This is a genomic window from Sphaerobacter thermophilus DSM 20745 (genome assembly GCF_000024985.1).
Classification (GTDB): domain Bacteria; phylum Chloroflexota; class Chloroflexia; order Thermomicrobiales; family Thermomicrobiaceae; genus Sphaerobacter; species Sphaerobacter thermophilus.
The window spans coordinates 2,120,841-2,136,235 of sequence record NC_013523.1 but is presented as its reverse complement, the minus strand read 5'-3'; the positions used below and the strand labels follow the sequence as shown (position 1 = coordinate 2,136,235).

Below are 15,395 nucleotides of genomic sequence, written 5' to 3'. Positions count from 1 at the left end.
GGTTCACCGCGCCCGTCGCCGCGGCCGGAGCGCGCTCAACCCGAGCACGATCAACCCGGCGGCGACGAGGAGCGCCCCTCCGACGATCCCTGTCGCCTCGCCGCTGAACCGGCCGGAGATGTTCAGCACGAACTCGAAGAGGACCAGCAGTACGAGGAACAGGACCAGGCCGATGCCGGCGGTCATGACGCCCCTCCGCCCGGTCCGGATCTTTCCCTCGCGGACGCCATAGATCATCATGGCGATCCCGATCGACGTCGGGACGACCAGCGTCCAGGCATACGCCCAGCTCTCCCAGTGCCCGGTCAAGCGTTGATAGAGCAAGACCAACCCGACGGTCGTGAGAACCGCCCCCGGGAAGATCAGTGCGGCGATCGCTCCAGTGCCGCTCAGCGCCACTGCCAGCAGCACCACGCCCGGCAGGATCACGAACAGCGGCCAGAGCAGGCCGAATACCTCGGCCCCGGTGATCCGGGCGACGAACAGCACGATCCCCACGATCACCAGGGTCGTCCCGATCACCAGGGCGGCGGCGTTGCGACCGGTCGAAGCGTCCATTGACCCCTCCGTCCTCATGCGTGCGCATTCCTGCACCGCACAAGCCCGGCCGCCGGTATGCCCAAGGTGTCTGTGCATGATGGAAATACGGATGGCGTTTTACGGTCCGCGGTGGCGCTCACGGACCTGGAGGGTGGCTGGATCGACCTCGTAGAGGGCGAATGGCTCGGTGCCGGTGTAGATCCCGGCATGCACCAGCCGGGACTCGTCCACCGCCCGGAAGACGAGCCGGCGGTCGACCCACCAGAGGTCGGTCACTGCCTCGCCCCGCTCCGTCGGCACCTGGGTGAGGTCCATCGTGGACGTGTCGAGCAGCCACAAGCCGTGGAAGAGCGGGTGGTCGGTACCGGGGATGTAGACCGACATCGCCAGGGTGCGACCGTCCGGCGCGGCCGCCAGGTTCACCACGCCCGCCACCGGCGCGAACCGCCCGGCCGAGACGAGCAACTGGCTGGGCCCGCCCGACGCCGGGACGACGAACACGTCGCCACCACCCTCGATGCTCGCGGGTGAGGAGCGGACGTAGGCGATCGCCTGCCGGCCGGGCAGCCAGATCAGATCCAGCACGGCACCGTCCGTCTCCCCCGCGACCAACTGAGTGCGCTCTCCGGTCGCGGCCGAGACGACGTACAGGCTGCTTGCCTGTCCCGGGAGCGATGGATCCCGGTAGGCCAGCATCGTACCGTCCGGCGACCAGCTCAGGTCGTCGGGCAGGCTCTCCGGCTGGGGCGGAGCCAGAAACTGCACCGTGCCGCCGATGTCCACCAGCGTCAGCGACCCGTCCTGCCGGGCCACGGCGACCGCCGATCCCGTCGGGGACCAGGCGATCGCGCGGACGGGCGCCTGGCTCTCGGCCGGCGCCGGGTCAGGCAACTCCAGCACGACGCTGCCGTCCGCCGCCATGATCCCGACCGTGCTGTTGCCGTTCATTTCCGGCTGGGTCGCGAAGACGACGGCCACCTGCTCCCCGTCCGGCGAGGGGCCGAACGCGAGGATATCCCGGCCGGTGACGACCGGCGCGGGCGGGCCTTCCCGTGGCATCTGCCACAGGTCGCCACCGCTGGTGAAGTAGACCCGGCTGGCATGAGGGACAGAGAGCGGCGCCTCAGGAGGAAGAATCGACTGTATCCGCGCGGTCGGTGCGGGAGTGCTCGCCGAGGGCGAGGCGATGCTGATGGGGTCGTCGGGCCGGCCGACCGGCACGGCTGCCTGATCGACCTCCTCGCACCCGGCCGCGAGCAGCGCCAGCGCCAGTAGCAGCGCCAGGACGACAGCGGCCGGCCGTTTCGCTGCATCGTGACTCCGAACCGGTGGCACGGCCACAGGTTCCCCACTCCTCCCGCCGGCGACGAACCGGCATGCTCGCGGTGGTCGGCCCACATTGTAGCAGACCCGCAGCCAGCGCCGGGTTTGGTACAATCATGCCTACATCGCGAGATTCTCCCTAAAGAGCTGATTGTGATGAGTAAGCGTATTCTGTGGCTCCTCGTGCTGGCCTGGACGGTGCTGGTCGTGCAGGGGTGCCGTAACGCTGACCCGGCGCGGCTGGAGGCGCCACCGGAACAAAACGCACCGGCCGAACCAACCCGATCTGTCACGATGCGGGGAGAACCTACGGCTATCCCACGGGGCCAGCGGCCCGCCATCGCCACCGTGGAGCCGGCACCGTCCCCGCCCACCTCGCCCTAGGCTTCACCGCATGCGCCTCTGCTCCTGGCACCTGTTGACGGGGGTCTCCTGGCGGTGCCGGCGGACTACCGCACGCGCGTCTTCCGCTACGCGACGGTGGCGCGCACGCTCCCCGAGGGTACGCTCATCATCATGGAGTCCTACGAGCCCAAGCACAACGCCGACGGCAGCGTGCTGCGCGACGCGCACGGACAGCCCATCCCCGGGGACCTGCACTCCATCGTGGCCCCAAGGGCTGAACCAAGCGCTCTGCCACGCCTGCCATGCCCGTGCTCGGGCCTCGGACTACGTCTTCTCGTTATCGGAGTTGCTCGCCTTCATGCAGACGGAGGAGCCGCAGTACACCGTGTGCGACCGCCCAGCCCGCCAACCTTGCTACGTGCCGGGAGAGGAGTAGGTCGCGCACCCCCCGGGTCACGTCGATCGTGTCCCTGCCTGTTTGTAAAGCCAGCGTCGAGTCGAGGACATCGCGCAGAAAGCTCTGGCTCCCGCCGGAGTCGGAGCGAGCGATGATCTCCGCCGTTCCGGCTCCAAACCCGGTGAGCCTCGCATTCCCATCTTAGGAGAGAGCGTTTCAGTGGATCAGTCCGGCCTCCGCGAGGAGCGTGCGTCCCTTCTCTGGGCGGTGAAGGCATCCCGCGAACGGAACACGCGGTGGAAGGCCTCCCTGGCTGCCTGTAACTCTGGCTCGCTGGTGAGCTTTCGCACGGCGGTCCTTCCTCACGACGGATTGGTAGCGCGGGCTGTGTCATCTACGACACCCCTCGGGTCGGCGTCTTGGTTGGGGGCTGTCGAAGGCGGAGGCGCAGAGGCTGAGGTCGCAACTGGACCGATGTCGCATCCGACTTCCCACGGATGCAACGCCCACACCCAGAACACAAGCAACGGTAAGGGCATGATGCGAAAACTGGCCCTTGTCGTCAAGATGAGCGAAACGGGCAAGTTGGGCCGGAAACGATTGCCTGGTCGAGAACGAGTTGGGGGGTGTCGTCGCTTCGGCGTGGTGGAGGGGAGGTCGCTCGTTCCGAGTGCGTCCGTACGCGTGGGCGTGGTGGGGCGCGGGGTGGTGTGCTACACTCGACTCTCGCGGCCGTGCCTGGCCGGCACCAAGCGTGGCGAGTCTCCATCGTGAAAGGTCGATCGACCGATGACCCTGAGCCGCGAAGAAGTGGACCATGTGGCGATGCTGGCGCGCCTCGGCCTGGAGCCGGAGGAGCGCGAGCGGATGCGCGTCCAACTCTCCTCGATCATGGAGCACATCAACCGGCTGCGCGAGCTTGACACGGAGGCGATCCCGCCGACGGCCCAGGTGATCGCGCTGCAGAACGTGATGCGGGATGATGAGGTTCAGCCGTCCCTGCCGCTCGCTGATGTCCTGCGCAACGCGCCACAGCACGAGGACGGCATGTTCAAAGTGAACGCGGTGCTGGACGAGTCCTGAGTCGGCGGATCGCGGGCGGACCGGGGAGCGAGGCAACGGTGACGGCCGAACTGACGAATCTGAGTGCCATCGAGGCGCGGCGGCGGCTGGATCGCCGCGAAGTAAGCGCGGTCGAGTTGACTGAGGCGCATCTGGAGCGGATCGAGCGCCTGGAACCGCACCTCCACGCCTTCATCACCGTCATGGCGGATGTGGCCCGCGCTCAGGCGCGTGAGGCGGACCGGCGCATCGCTGCCGGGGAGGCGACCGCGCTGACCGGGATCCCGGTCGCGCTCAAGGACATCCTCTGCACGGTGGACGCGCCGACCACAGCCGCCTCCAAGATCCTGCGCAACTATCAGAGTCCCTACGACGCGACGGTCGTCCGCCGGCTGCGCGAGCAGGGCGCGGTCTTCGTCGGCAAGACCAACACCGACGAGTTCGCCATGGGGTCCTCGACCGAGAACTCGGCGTTCTTCGTCACCCGCAACCCGTGGGATCTCAACCGGGTCCCGGGCGGCAGCAGTGGGGGCTCGGCGGCCGCGGTTGCGGCGGGCGAGGCGATCCTGGCGCTGGGCTCGGACACCGGCGGCTCGATCCGGCAGCCAGCCGGCTTCTGCGGCGTGGTTGGGGTCAAGCCGACGTACGGTCGTGTCTCGCGTTATGGCCTGCTCGCCTTCGCCAGCAGCCTGGACCAGATCGGGCCGTTCGCGCGCAGCGTGGCGGACGCCGCGGTGCTGCTGGAAGCCATCAGCGGGCGCGATCCGAACGACTCGACATCGGTGGATCTGCCGGTCCCGTCCTATGTCGACGCGCTGGGGCAGGACATCCGCGGGATGCGTATCGGCATCGCGCGGGAGTACCAGGTCGAGGGAGTCGACCCCGAGGTCGAGCGGGTGGTGCAGGCCGCCATCACCGAGCTGGAGCGTCTCGGTGCCGAATTGGTCGAGGTCAGCCTGCCGCACACGAGCTATGCGCTGGCGACGTACTACATCATCGCTCCGGCTGAGGCCAGCGCCAACCTGGCGCGCTACGACGGCGTGAAGTACGGCTTGAGCATCCAGGAGGACACCCTGCTTGAAGACTATCTCCAGACGCGCGGGCAGGGATTCGGGCCGGAGGTCAAGCGCCGGATCATGCTCGGCACCTATGCCCTCAGCTCCGGCTACTATGACGCCTACTACGTGAAGGCCCAGAAGGTCCGCACGCTCATCAAGCGCGACTTCGACGAGGCTTTCGAGAAGGTGGACGTGATCGCCGGGCCGACATCGCCGACGGTTGCGTTCGGGATCGGCGAGCGGGTGGACGACCCGATCCAGATGTATCTGGCCGATATCTTCACCATCCCGGCGAACATGGCGGGGATCCCCGGCGTGGCGATACCCTGCGGCTTCGCCCACGGGATGCCGGTGAGCTTGCAGTTGCTCGGCCGAGCGTTCGACGAGGCGACGGTGCTTCGAGTGGCGCACGCCTACGAGCAGGCGGCGGGGTGGTCCGAGCGCCGGCCGCCGCTCGACATGGCGCGCGCGGATGCATCGGGCGATACCAAGTGAGGAGTCGGCGGGCGTGGGCGACCGGTTGACCGCCTTCCGCGCCTACGCCGAGCGCGTCCGCGGGCGCGTGGTCGCGCTGATCGTGCTGGCCATCGGGCTCTACTTCGTCGTGGCCTTCGGTGAGCAGGCGTGGCGGGCGCGCGCGTTGCAGGCGGAGATCGCCGGACGTCGGGAAGCCCTGGCGGCGATGCAGGCGCGGCACGACGAGCTTGCCTGGCAGTTGGTGCGCTACCGCTCCGACTACGAGAGCTACGTGGAGCGCATCGCGCGGCGCGACCTCAACCTCTCCCGCCCCGGCGAGACGGTCATTCTGCTCCGGCTGCGACCCGCGCCGGAGCCAACCCCGACTCCGACGCCGGAGCCGGGCGAGCGGACGGCCAGTGACCCCGCCTGGCGCGCCTGGCTAGACCTCTTCGGGTTGCCCTGACGCTGCCACAGCCTACAACTGCCGAATGACATGACCAATAGCCGCCCGACGTGGCCCTGATCGCACCCACGCCGGGCGGTTTCTCATTCCAGTGCAGGCAGGCGCTCGGTCGGATCATCCTGATCGGCTCAGGACTACCTGAGTGACCGATGTCATCCTGAGCGCAGCGAAGGATCTCCTCACGAGCGCATCTCTCGACACCTCCCTCCCGACTCTGCGCGCCGGACGGTTCGATTCCCTCGCCTCCTCGTGTTCCGCACCGCTGTCATTGACACGCTTCCCGGGATGCGTCATACGTAGCTGCACGTTCTGGGGTACGGCAGAAGCATGGAGAACGTTGATGGCGGGAGCGCAGTTGATCACCAACGGGACGATCCTGACGATGGATCCGGCGCAACCGGAGGTGGAGGCGGTCGGGGTCATCGGGGAGCGCATTGTGGCGGTGGGGCAGCGGCGCCTGGTCGAAGCTGCCCTGCCGCGGGGCTACCGCACCCTGGACCTGGCAGGGCGGGTGTGTCTGCCCGGCTTCAACGAGGCGCACAACCACATGATCGGCTTCGGCACCGCGTTGGGCCACGTCCCGGCCGGCTACCCGGAGGTCCGCGCGATCGCCGACATCGTGCGCAACGTCGCCGAGCGCGCCCGCCAGGTGCCGCCGGGGACCTGGATCCTGGGGCGGGGCTACGACGACAACAAGCTGGCGGAGCGCCGCCACCCTACCCGCCACGACCTCGACGCCGCCGCACCCGAGCACCCGGTCATGGTGGTCAACGGCTCCGGGCATATGTCGGTCGTCAACTCGCTGGCGCTGCGCCTGGCCGGGATCACGCGCGACACGCCGGACCCGGAGGGCGGGCACATCGTGCGGGACGAGCACGGGGAGCCGACCGGCCTCCTGCAGGAGACGGCGCAGGAGCTGGTGCGCGCCGTCATCCCGCCGCCGACGGTCGAGGACCACGTCGCGGCCCTGCGCCGCTGCAACGACGCCTATGTCGCGGCGGGGATCACCTCCAGCCAGGATGCCGGCTCCTCGCTGCCCGAGCACCTGGAGGCCTACCAGCGGGCGGTGCGCGAGGGGGCGCTCAAACTGCGCACCTCGATGATGATCCGGGAGCACCTGCTGCCGCACCTGCTCGGGCTGGGGATCAAGCAAGGGTTCGGCGACGACCGGTTGCGGGTTGGGCCGGTCAAGCTCTTCATCGACGGCAGTCTGATCGGACGCACCGCGGCGGTGAGTCGGCCGTTCCTGGAGGATCCGCGCGAGGACAACCTGGGGCTGACGATGATGGCGCAGGAGGCGCTCGACGACTACGTGTGGCAGGCGCACCAGGCGGGGTTCCAGGTGGCGGTGCACGCCATCGGCGACCGCGGCATTGAGATGGTGCTGGACGCCTACGAGCGGGCGCTGGCGCGGCTGCCACGGGCCGATCACCGGCACCGGATCGAGCACTGCGGCATCCTGCGTCCGGATCTGATCGAGCGGATCGCGCGGCTGGGGGTGCTGGTGGTGACGCAGCCGATCTTCATCACCGAGTACGGGGACGGCTTCATCCGGCACCTGGGGCTGGAGCGGATCCAGCTCACCTACCCGTTCCGCAGCCTGCTGGAGGCGGGGATCCGGGTGGTCTTCTCGTCGGATTGTCCGGTGTCGTCGTACGTGCCGCTCAAGAGCGTGCAGGCGGCGGTGACGGAGCGGACGGGCTCGGGGCGCTCCTATGCGCTGGAGGAAGCGATCACGGTGGAGGAGGCACTGCCGCTGTATACGGTGGCGGGGGCGTATGCCACGTTTGAGGAGGGGCGCAAGGGGCGCATCCAGCCCGGGATGCTGGCCGACTTTGCCGTGCTGGAGCAGGATCCGCGGGCGGTCGAGCCCGAGGCGATCGGCGCGGTGCGCGTCTCCCAGACCATTATCGGCGGCGAGACGGTGTATGAGGCGTGAGACGTGATGCGTGTTCCGTGTTGCGTGATGCGTGATGCGTCATACGTCCCCCTCACCCCCCGGCCCCGCTCGGACGGAGCCCACCAGGGGAGAGGGGAGCACCACGCATGACGTATGACGCATGACGTACGACTCACCGGAGGTTACCGCGATGGATCTGCCGCGTGTGGGATTGGATCTGACGGAGAAACTGCGGGTGCCGGAAGCGGTGGATGCGATCGTCCGGGCGGAAGCCCGCGGCGTGCCGATGGTGTGGTCCACGATCCGGCGTGGGGCGCCCGACGCCATGACGTTCTTCGCTGCGGGGGCAGTACGTACCAGCCGCATTGGCCTGGGCACCGCGGTCGTGCCGACCTATCCCCGGCATCCCGCGGTGCTCGCATCGCAGGCACTGGCGGTGGAGCAACTGGCGCCCGGGCGCTTCCGGCTCGGCATCGGCCCGAGCCACCGGCCGGTGATCGAGAACAGCCTTGGTATCCCGATGGACCGGCCGCTGGCGCACTTGCGGGAGTACCTGATCGTCCTGCGCGCGCTGCTCTGGGAAGGCGCGGTCGACTTCGAGGGCCGATATTTCTCGGTGCATCTCGAGACCGGCCAGACGGCCCAGGTGCCGATCTACATCTCCGCCTTGCGCGCGAACGCGTACCGCCTGGCGGGTGAACTCGCCGACGGCGCGATCTCTTGGATGTGCCCTGCCGACTACCTGCGGGAAACCGCGGCACTGGCGATGGCGGAGGCCGCGCAGGCCGCGGGTCGGGCAACACCGCGACTGGTCGCCCATGTCCCGGTGGCGATGACGTCCGACCGGGCCCAGATGCTGGAGGTCGCTCGCCCGAGGGTCGGCGGCTACGCGCGCCTGCCGTTCTACGCTGCGATGTTCGCCGACGCCGGGTTCCCGGTGGACGGCGGGGTCGTCAGCGACGACCTGCTGGACCACCTGGTCGTCTGGGGCGACGAGGCGCGGGTGCAGGAGCGGCTCGCCGGGCTCCTTGGCGACGGCATCGACGAGTTGCTCGTCATGGCCATCCCAGTGTCCGATCTTGCCCAGGAAGAGGAGCGCCTCTCCCGCGTGCTGGTCGCCCTGGCGAACTGACGGGGTCCGACGAACGAAGCAGATGCGGTCGGTGAGTTGCCCGGGGGTGAACCCGCAGGCAACTCACCCCTTTGGGGCAGCATCGACACCAATTGCTCCAATGCTGCCTTCAGCCGGCTTTTCATTGCGAGCCCGGCAGCTTTAGCCCCGGGGCACGTGCCACGGCGTGGGATCCTTCATGCCTCCCTTCTCGAGGCACCTGCCATAGTTAGAGACCGTCAACCACGCATTGCGCAGCCGAAGAGCGCTGGCGTCCTCGCCTGACCCAATCTGTGAGAATAGCCCTCACCCCCGTCCCCTCTTCCAACGTTGGGAGAGGGGCCTTTAGTAGCGGGGGACAGGCGAGAGGCCGGGTCAGTGGGCGTCGGCGTAGTGGCGGGCGAGGAGTTGGGCGCCGAAGTCGTCCTCGGGGTCGCGCCAGACGGAGTGGATGTGGTTGGCGTCGTTCTGCGTGTTGTCGTACTCCACCACGAAGCGCGGGCCCTGCAGTCGATAGTAGTGCGGTCGGCGCGGCTCGATCTCCCCTGCCCAGGCGAAGTGGATGCGCTCCAGCCCGAGGCGCCGGAGTTCCGCCAGTTCGAACACGGCGACATCCTCCGGGAGGCGGCCGATGTACTCGTGGACGAGAAGGCCGAGGACCTCGCGCTGGGCGGCGGTCATGCGGCCGGCGGCCAGACCCCGCGGGGTGCTGCTGTAGCGCAGGGCATCGAGATGGCGCGAGGTCAGGCCCATCTCCCGCCATTCCTGCTCCGTCGCGGCCTGGAGTTCGGGCGTCAACGGCTGGCCCGAGAGGGCCGGCGTCGGCAGGGGCAGTGCACCGTCCACGACCCTGGGTCGGTTACCGAGCACGATGTCGGGCGGGGCTATCGGGGAGATCACTGCCTCGTGGCGTTGTTCCTCGGTGAGCAGGTGGATCAGCTCGCGCGCCAGGTCCTCCACTGCGGCCAGCGGGCGCAGCGAGGCCGTCCCGCCCAGGGGCGCCTCAGCCGGGTTGGCGCCGAAGAAGGTCGGCGTCGGAGAGACCAGGCGTCCGTCCACGATGGTGTAGTTCAGTGAGAGGTGATGTCCCTCGAAGCGCCAGCCCCAGGCGCCGCGGTCGGTGGGCTCTCCGAAGATGCTGACGTAGTAGAGCAGCGGGTCCCGGCCCCGGCCGGGTCGTTGCCAGCCCTCCAGGTGGTCGAGCGTCGTTTCCAGCCCGATGATGGTGGAGGCTGTGACATAGCCCGCGCGGCTCAGGCCGGTGGCCAGGAGCTGATGAGCGAGCCGTTGCTGGTGGCGCTCCATCTCCGCGAGGGGGAGGCCATTCCTGGGGTTCGGAGTGTAGAACCACCGGGTTCGTTCCTCATCGTGGGTGAAGGGGAAGGACGCCTTCGCGCGTTGCTCCGGGGTGAGGCTCGCCAGGAAGTTGGCTGCAGCCTCTCCCATGCGCTGGGCTGTCGCTGCCGGGCTGCCCACGTCCCTCGGCATCGCGTCGTGCCAGCACGCCATCGCTTTGTCCTCTCCCGCGTATTCGTCGTGGCACCACTCCGCGGCCATTGTATCCGGTGGGTCATTCCCCACAATGGCCGGAGGGGAATGCAGGACCATCGGTTATGGAGGCGAGACGCACGAGTGCGTCGCTGCCCGCATCACTCCGTCACCCACTCCGGGCCGGCGACGAGGCGGACATCGGCGGAGGTGTCGCCGAGCGCGGCGAGGAGGTCGCGCACGGAGCGGCCGAGGCGGGGGTGAGAGATGTCCGGGGCGATCTCCGACAACGGGACGAGGACGAACGCGCGCTCGTGCAGGCGGGGATGCGGGATCGTCAGGTCCGGATCATCGCGGCACAGGTCGTCGTAGAGCAGCAAGTCGACGTCGAGGGTTCGGGGTGCGTTGCGGAAGGTGCGCACCCGGCCCCGTGCCCGCTCGGCTTCGAATGCGGCAGCCAGCAGCGCCTCCGGCGACTCATCCGTATCGAGAGCGATCACGGCGTTGAGGAACGCCGGCTGGTCGGTGTAGCCGACGGGCGCGGTCTCGTAGAGCGACGAGACGGCGACGAGCGTGCCGTGCTGGCGCAACGCATCCACCGCGCTGCGGAGTGCCGCGGCAGGGTCGCCCAGGTTCGCGCCGAGTCCGAAGTAGGCCCGAGCCATCACTCGCTCCATCCACGTACGACGGCGTCGGTCATGCGCGCCACGCGGACCATCTGCGGCACGTCGTGCACCCGGACGATGTCAGCCCCATTGGCGATGGCGAGTGCCACCGTGGCGGCGGTCCCCTCGACCCGGTCGTCCGGGTCGGTCCCGAGCACGCGGCCGATGGTGCTCTTGCGCGAGGTGCCGGCCAGGATGGGGCGGCCGAGCACGGTCAACTCCCGCAGCCGCCGGAGGAGGACCAGGTTCAACTCGGCCGTCTTACCAAAGCCGAAACCGGGGTCGATGATGATGTGCTCCCAGGGGATGCCGGCGGCGAGCGCGCGCTCGATGCGCAGGCTGAGTTCGCGCACGATGTCGGGGATCAGCCGATCCTCCGTCTCGATCTTCAGGTCGTGCATGATGACGACGGGTGCCCCGGCCGCGGCCGCGACGGCGGCGATCTCGGGGTCGGCGCTCAGCCCGCGGATGTCGTTCACGATATGGGCACCGGCCTTGAGAGCGGCCTCGGCAACGACTGCCTTGGAGGTGTCGATTGAGATCGGCACGTCGATCGCGTCCGCCAGGGCCTCGATGGCCGGGATGACGCGGCGCAGTTCCTCCTCGGCCGGAACCGGCGTGTAGCCCGGACGGGTCGACTCTCCCCCGACATCGATCACGTCAGCGCCCGCGGCGATCATAGCCCGGGCGCGCTCGACGACCGCGTCGAGTTGACCGGCCAGGCCGTCGCCGCTAAACGAGTCGGGCGTCACATTGACGATGCCCATGACGTAAGTCCGCCGGCCCCACTCCCAGGTGAAGGTGGGTGTGCGCAGGGGTGCGAGCGTCGTCGACACGGGTGGGGTCCTTTCGTCATGCGTCATACGTCATGCGCCCTGGTCCCTTCTCCCCTGGTGGGGCTTCGTCCGAGAGGGGTTGGGGTGAGGGGGACGGGTGACGCATGACGTATGAGATCCTACTCCAACGCTGCATGGAACTCGGCGCGCCAGGCGGGGTCGTCGCGGAAGACACCGCGGTAAGCCGTCGTGACCACGCGGCTGCCTGGGCGACGCGAGCCCCGGATCGTCATACACATGTGCTCTAACTCGAAGCGCACCGCAACCCCGGCCGGTGACAGCATCTCATCAATGGTGTCCGCCACCTGCCGCGTGAGGCGTTCCTGGATCTGCGGACGGCGTGCGTAGGCATCGACCACCTTGACGATCCGGTCGAACCCGGCGATGCGGCCGGCCGGTAGGTAGGCCACGTGTGCCAGGCCGACCATCGGCACGAGGTGGTGCTCGCACATCGAGCGCACGGTGACATCGTGGATCACAACCAGTTCGCCGTGCTCCTCGGGTAGCGCGCCCGCCAGGTAGGTGCGTGGATCGATGGCCAGCCCGCCGAACATCTCGGCGAAGAGGTCGGCGACGCGCCGCGGCGTACGGCGCAGGTCGGGACGGTCGGGGTCCTCCCCGATGGCACGAAGGATCTCAGCGACGGCGGCGGCGATGCGCTCCCGGTCCATCCTCTCCCTCTCAGCCCTCCGCCTGCCGCGTGCGGTGGATACGCACGCCGGCCCGCCGGAGCGTGCCCTTGATGGGTGCCTCCGGCTTCCAGACCGCCACGGTCACTGCCGTGACCATGGGGAACGCGGCGAGGATCTCGCTCGCGATCGACTCGGCGACCGCCTCGATCAACGCGCGCGGCTCACCCTCGACCACCTCGCGGGTGATCCGGTACAGGTCGCTGTAGCTGACGGTGTCGTCGAGCGCGTCGCTCCGGCCGGCGGGTTGCAAGTTACAGGTGATCTCCAGGTCGACGACGAAGCGCTGGCCGAGCTTCCGCTCCTCCGGGTGCACCCCGTGGTAGCCGTAGAAGACCATGCCCTCGACGATGATCTGGTCTCCGGTCACATCCCGCTCCTGTCCGGCCCCGTGCGGCGCCCCGGTGCCACGATGGTACCACCGCGCGTCCCACCTCGCTCCGGTATCTTTCCTGCCGGAGTGCCAGCCGGTATGGTAGCCCTTAGGAACGACGCGCGGGAGGGGTACGGGTGTACGGGGGACTCTCGGACCGGGCAGCCGCGGTGGCGTGGGCGGCAGAGATGCTGCGCCGCCGCGACGTGCTCTTCCTCGATACCGAGACGACCGGCCTCGACGGCCAGGCGGAGATCGTGGAGATCGCGGTCGTCGACGCCCAGGGCACGGTGCTGCTCGACACACTCGTGCGCCCGCTGCGGCCGATCCCGCCCGAGGTGCAGGCCATCCACGGTATCACCGACCGCATGGTAGCCGGTGCTCCCAGGTGGCCGGAGGTCCATGCCGAACTGGTGCGACTCTTCCGCGAGCGCCCGCGTGCGGTGGTCTACAACGCGGCGTTCGATCGCCGGGTCATCGCTCAGACTGCCCAGCAGCACTGCCTGCCGCCGCCCACCGCCGAGTGGCACTGTGCCATGCTGCGCTACGCCGCGTATGCCGGCGAACGTCATCCGGTCACCGGCAAGTACCGGTGGCACCGGCTGGACCGCGCCGCGGCCGCGCTGGGCATACCCCGGCCGACGCACCGGGCGCTGGGCGACGCCCTGGTCTGCCGGGGCGTGGTCGCCGCCATGGCAGGCCTGGGCGGACGCCTTGGCCATCGACGTTAGCGCTGCCGGAGGCGTGGGTCGAGGAGGTCGCGCAGGCCATCCCCGAGCAGGTTCAGCGCGAAGACGGTCAACGCCAGCGCAGCGCCTGGGAAGAACATCGTCCAGGGCGCTTGCCGGAGCAGGTTCTTGGAGTCAGCCAGCATGTTGCCCCAGGACGGGATCTCCGGTGGAGCACCCGCGCCCAGGAAGGAGAGCGCTGCTTCGGCCAGCACCGCCTCAGCGAAGACGAAACTCGCCTGGACGATCAGCGGCGAGACGATGTTCGGTAAGATGTGCCGCCACAGCACCCGACTGTTCGGGTTCCCGGTCGCGATGGCTGCCTCCACCATCGGCGACTCGCGTAGGCCCATGACCACCGAGCGCACCAGGCGGACGACGCGCGGCGTTGAGACGATGGTCAGCGCGATGACCACGTTCGACACGCTCGGGCCGCGGACGGCCATGATGCCGATGGCGAGGATGATCCCCGGAAACGCCATCATGCCGTCGGTGATGCGCATGATCACGCCCTCGGTGCGCCGGTAGTACCCGGCGATCATGCCGACGAGTGTCCCGCACACGATCGTCAACGCCGAGGTGAGGAACCCGACCTGCAGCGAGAGGCGTGCACCGTATACGGTGCGGCTATAGACATCCCGGCCCTGGTTGTCGGTCCCGAAGAAGTAGTACTCATTCGGGGCTCGTAGCCGCACGTAGCCGTTGATCAAGGTCGGGCTGTTGGTTGTGATCACCGCCGCGAGCACCGCGCTCAAGATCATGACGAGGAGGATCGCTCCTCCGATCAGAATCTGCTTGTGCCGGCGGAGGAGGAACCACTGCTGTGCCCACCACCGCCGTTCGAGTGGCGACGGGGGCAGGAGAGCGCGCGACGACCCGTCGCGCGGGATCCGCCCGCCCGCGACAGACGTGGCACGGGTGTGCTCGCGGTTTCCCTGTTCGACGATCTCTTCTCTCCGCACCTAACGCTCGATCCGTGGATCGACGAAACCGACCAGGAGATCTACCAGAAGGTTGATCAGCACATAGACGGCGGCGATGACCAGCACTGCCCCCTGAACGAGCGGGAAGTCGCGTCTCACCACTGCCTGGATGAGCAGGCGCCCCATCCCTGGGATGTCGAAGATCTGCTCCGTGATGACGGCGCCACTCATCAGGGTGGCGGTCATCAGCCCGATGATGGTGAGCAGCGGGACAAAGGCGTTGCGCAGTGTGTGCCGCAGGATCACGGTCTGCTCAGCCAGGCCCTTGGCGCGGGCGGTCCGCACATAGTCCTGTCCCAGCACATCGAGCATCATCGAGCGGGTCATCCGGCCGAGAAAGGCGCTCTGCCCTGCTCCAAGGGTGATGGCCGGGAGGATCAGGTACCGCAACGATTCCCACAGTCCGGCTGAGAGCGGCTGATACCCGGCGACTGGGAGCCAGCGAAGCTGGATCGCGAAGAAGAAAATGAGGAGCAGCCCGAGCACGAAGGACGGCACGGTGATCCCGATCATGGCGCCGCCCATCAGTGACAGATCGAGCCAGGAGCCACGACTCCGAGCCGCGAGGATGCCTGACGTCAGCCCGATGACAATCGCGACGATCAGGGAGAGTATCCCGAGCATGATGGTCGGCTGCGCACGCTCCGCCAACGCCGTCGTCACCGGCTGGTCGAGGAACAAGGACTGTCCCAGGTCCCCACGCAGGACATGACTCAGCCACCGGACGTACTGGACGACGATGGGATCATCGAGGCCGAGCTTCTCCCGCAATGCCAGCCGCTGCTCTTCGGAGGCGTCGGGCCCCAGCATCACGCCGACCGGATCCCCCGGCGCGAAGTGCATCAGCAGGAAGACAGCGCTGGCGACGATCAGCATGACCGGAACGGCCAGGAAGACGCGGCGAATCGCGTAAGCAAGCATCTCGGCTCCCACGGGGCAGGCGGCGCGGCCGGGGCCGTGACGCCATCGGCCGCG

The 15,395-nt window shown here is 68.6% G+C and carries 16 protein-coding genes; 7 read left to right on the top strand and 9 right to left on the bottom strand.

The genetic code is table 11. The annotated features are described in order from the left end of the window. Positions 1 to 3: 3 nt before the first annotated feature. Entirely contained in the window at positions 4 to 558 is a 555-nt protein-coding gene (locus STHE_RS09745; protein ID WP_012872408.1) for a hypothetical protein, read from the bottom strand. Positions 559 to 657: 99 nt separating this feature from the next. Next, positions 658 to 1,881 (bottom strand): TolB family protein, encoded by a 1,224-nt coding sequence (locus tag STHE_RS09740; RefSeq protein ID WP_012872407.1) that lies wholly within the window; start codon positions 1,879 to 1,881, stop codon positions 658 to 660. A gap of 138 nt (positions 1,882 to 2,019) precedes the next feature. Here STHE_RS09740 and STHE_RS18760 point away from each other — a divergent pair, with 138 nt between their 5' ends. The 6 genes from STHE_RS18760 (at position 2,020) to STHE_RS09715 (ending at position 8,679) form a co-directional block, all read left to right on the top strand. After that, a complete protein-coding gene (locus tag STHE_RS18760) occupies positions 2,020 to 2,247 on the top strand; it encodes a hypothetical protein (protein ID WP_148219953.1) in 228 nt (75 codons plus the stop codon). Positions 2,248 to 3,394: 1,147 nt separating this feature from the next. Continuing rightward, complete coding sequence (gatC, locus tag STHE_RS09735; protein WP_012872406.1) at positions 3,395 to 3,688, top strand: Asp-tRNA(Asn)/Glu-tRNA(Gln) amidotransferase subunit GatC; 294 nt, start codon at positions 3,395 to 3,397, stop codon at positions 3,686 to 3,688. Between the two features lie 38 nt (positions 3,689 to 3,726). After that, complete coding sequence (gene gatA, locus STHE_RS09730; protein WP_012872405.1) at positions 3,727 to 5,220, top strand: Asp-tRNA(Asn)/Glu-tRNA(Gln) amidotransferase subunit GatA; 1,494 nt, start codon at positions 3,727 to 3,729, stop codon at positions 5,218 to 5,220. A gap of 13 nt (positions 5,221 to 5,233) precedes the next feature. Beyond that, on the top strand, positions 5,234 to 5,647 hold the full coding sequence (locus STHE_RS09725) for an FtsB family cell division protein (protein ID WP_012872404.1): 414 nt from the start codon (positions 5,234 to 5,236) through the stop codon (positions 5,645 to 5,647). Between the two features lie 340 nt (positions 5,648 to 5,987). Next, positions 5,988 to 7,586 (top strand): amidohydrolase, encoded by a 1,599-nt coding sequence (locus STHE_RS09720; RefSeq protein ID WP_012872403.1) that lies wholly within the window; start codon positions 5,988 to 5,990, stop codon positions 7,584 to 7,586. Positions 7,587 to 7,737: 151 nt separating this feature from the next. Beyond that, on the top strand, positions 7,738 to 8,679 hold the full coding sequence (locus STHE_RS09715; protein WP_012872402.1) for an LLM class flavin-dependent oxidoreductase: 942 nt from the start codon (positions 7,738 to 7,740) through the stop codon (positions 8,677 to 8,679). A 354-nt stretch (positions 8,680 to 9,033) separates the two neighbouring features. Here the strand turns inward: STHE_RS09715 and STHE_RS09710 are convergent, their stop codons facing one another. From STHE_RS09710 to folB, 5 genes are all read right to left on the bottom strand, one after another. Next, entirely contained in the window at positions 9,034 to 10,167 is a 1,134-nt protein-coding gene (locus STHE_RS09710) for a DUF3500 domain-containing protein (protein ID WP_012872401.1), read from the bottom strand. Between the two features lie 140 nt (positions 10,168 to 10,307). Then, positions 10,308 to 10,811, bottom strand: coding sequence for a 2-amino-4-hydroxy-6-hydroxymethyldihydropteridine diphosphokinase (gene folK / locus STHE_RS09705; RefSeq protein ID WP_012872400.1), 504 nt, complete (start codon positions 10,809 to 10,811; stop codon positions 10,308 to 10,310). Continuing rightward, complete coding sequence (gene folP, locus STHE_RS09700; protein ID WP_012872399.1) at positions 10,811 to 11,647, bottom strand: dihydropteroate synthase; 837 nt, start codon at positions 11,645 to 11,647, stop codon at positions 10,811 to 10,813. The genes folK and folP overlap by 1 nt, the downstream gene beginning before the upstream one ends. 119 nt (positions 11,648 to 11,766) lie before the next feature. Continuing rightward, a complete protein-coding gene (folE, locus tag STHE_RS09695; protein ID WP_012872398.1) occupies positions 11,767 to 12,318 on the bottom strand; it encodes a GTP cyclohydrolase I FolE in 552 nt (183 codons plus the stop codon). Between the two features lie 10 nt (positions 12,319 to 12,328). Further along, positions 12,329 to 12,706 (bottom strand): dihydroneopterin aldolase, encoded by a 378-nt coding sequence (folB, locus tag STHE_RS09690; RefSeq protein ID WP_012872397.1) that lies wholly within the window; start codon positions 12,704 to 12,706, stop codon positions 12,329 to 12,331. 140 nt (positions 12,707 to 12,846) lie between these two features. On the opposite strand from folB, the gene STHE_RS09685 reads away from it, so the two are divergent. Continuing rightward, the gene (locus STHE_RS09685) at positions 12,847 to 13,440 is read left to right on the top strand and encodes a 3'-5' exonuclease (RefSeq protein WP_012872396.1); all 594 of its coding nucleotides are present in this window, start codon (positions 12,847 to 12,849) and stop codon (positions 13,438 to 13,440) included. Here STHE_RS09685 and STHE_RS09680 read toward each other — a convergent pair. Together STHE_RS09680 and STHE_RS09675 are read right to left on the bottom strand one after the other, a co-directional pair. Further along, positions 13,437 to 14,399, bottom strand: a complete 963-nt coding sequence (locus STHE_RS09680; RefSeq protein WP_012872395.1) for an ABC transporter permease — start codon at positions 14,397 to 14,399, stop codon at positions 13,437 to 13,439. The genes STHE_RS09685 and STHE_RS09680 overlap by 4 nt on opposite strands. Further along, the gene (locus STHE_RS09675; protein ID WP_012872394.1) at positions 14,400 to 15,341 is read right to left on the bottom strand and encodes an ABC transporter permease; all 942 of its coding nucleotides are present in this window, start codon (positions 15,339 to 15,341) and stop codon (positions 14,400 to 14,402) included. Between the last annotated feature and the right edge of the window lie 54 nt (positions 15,342 to 15,395).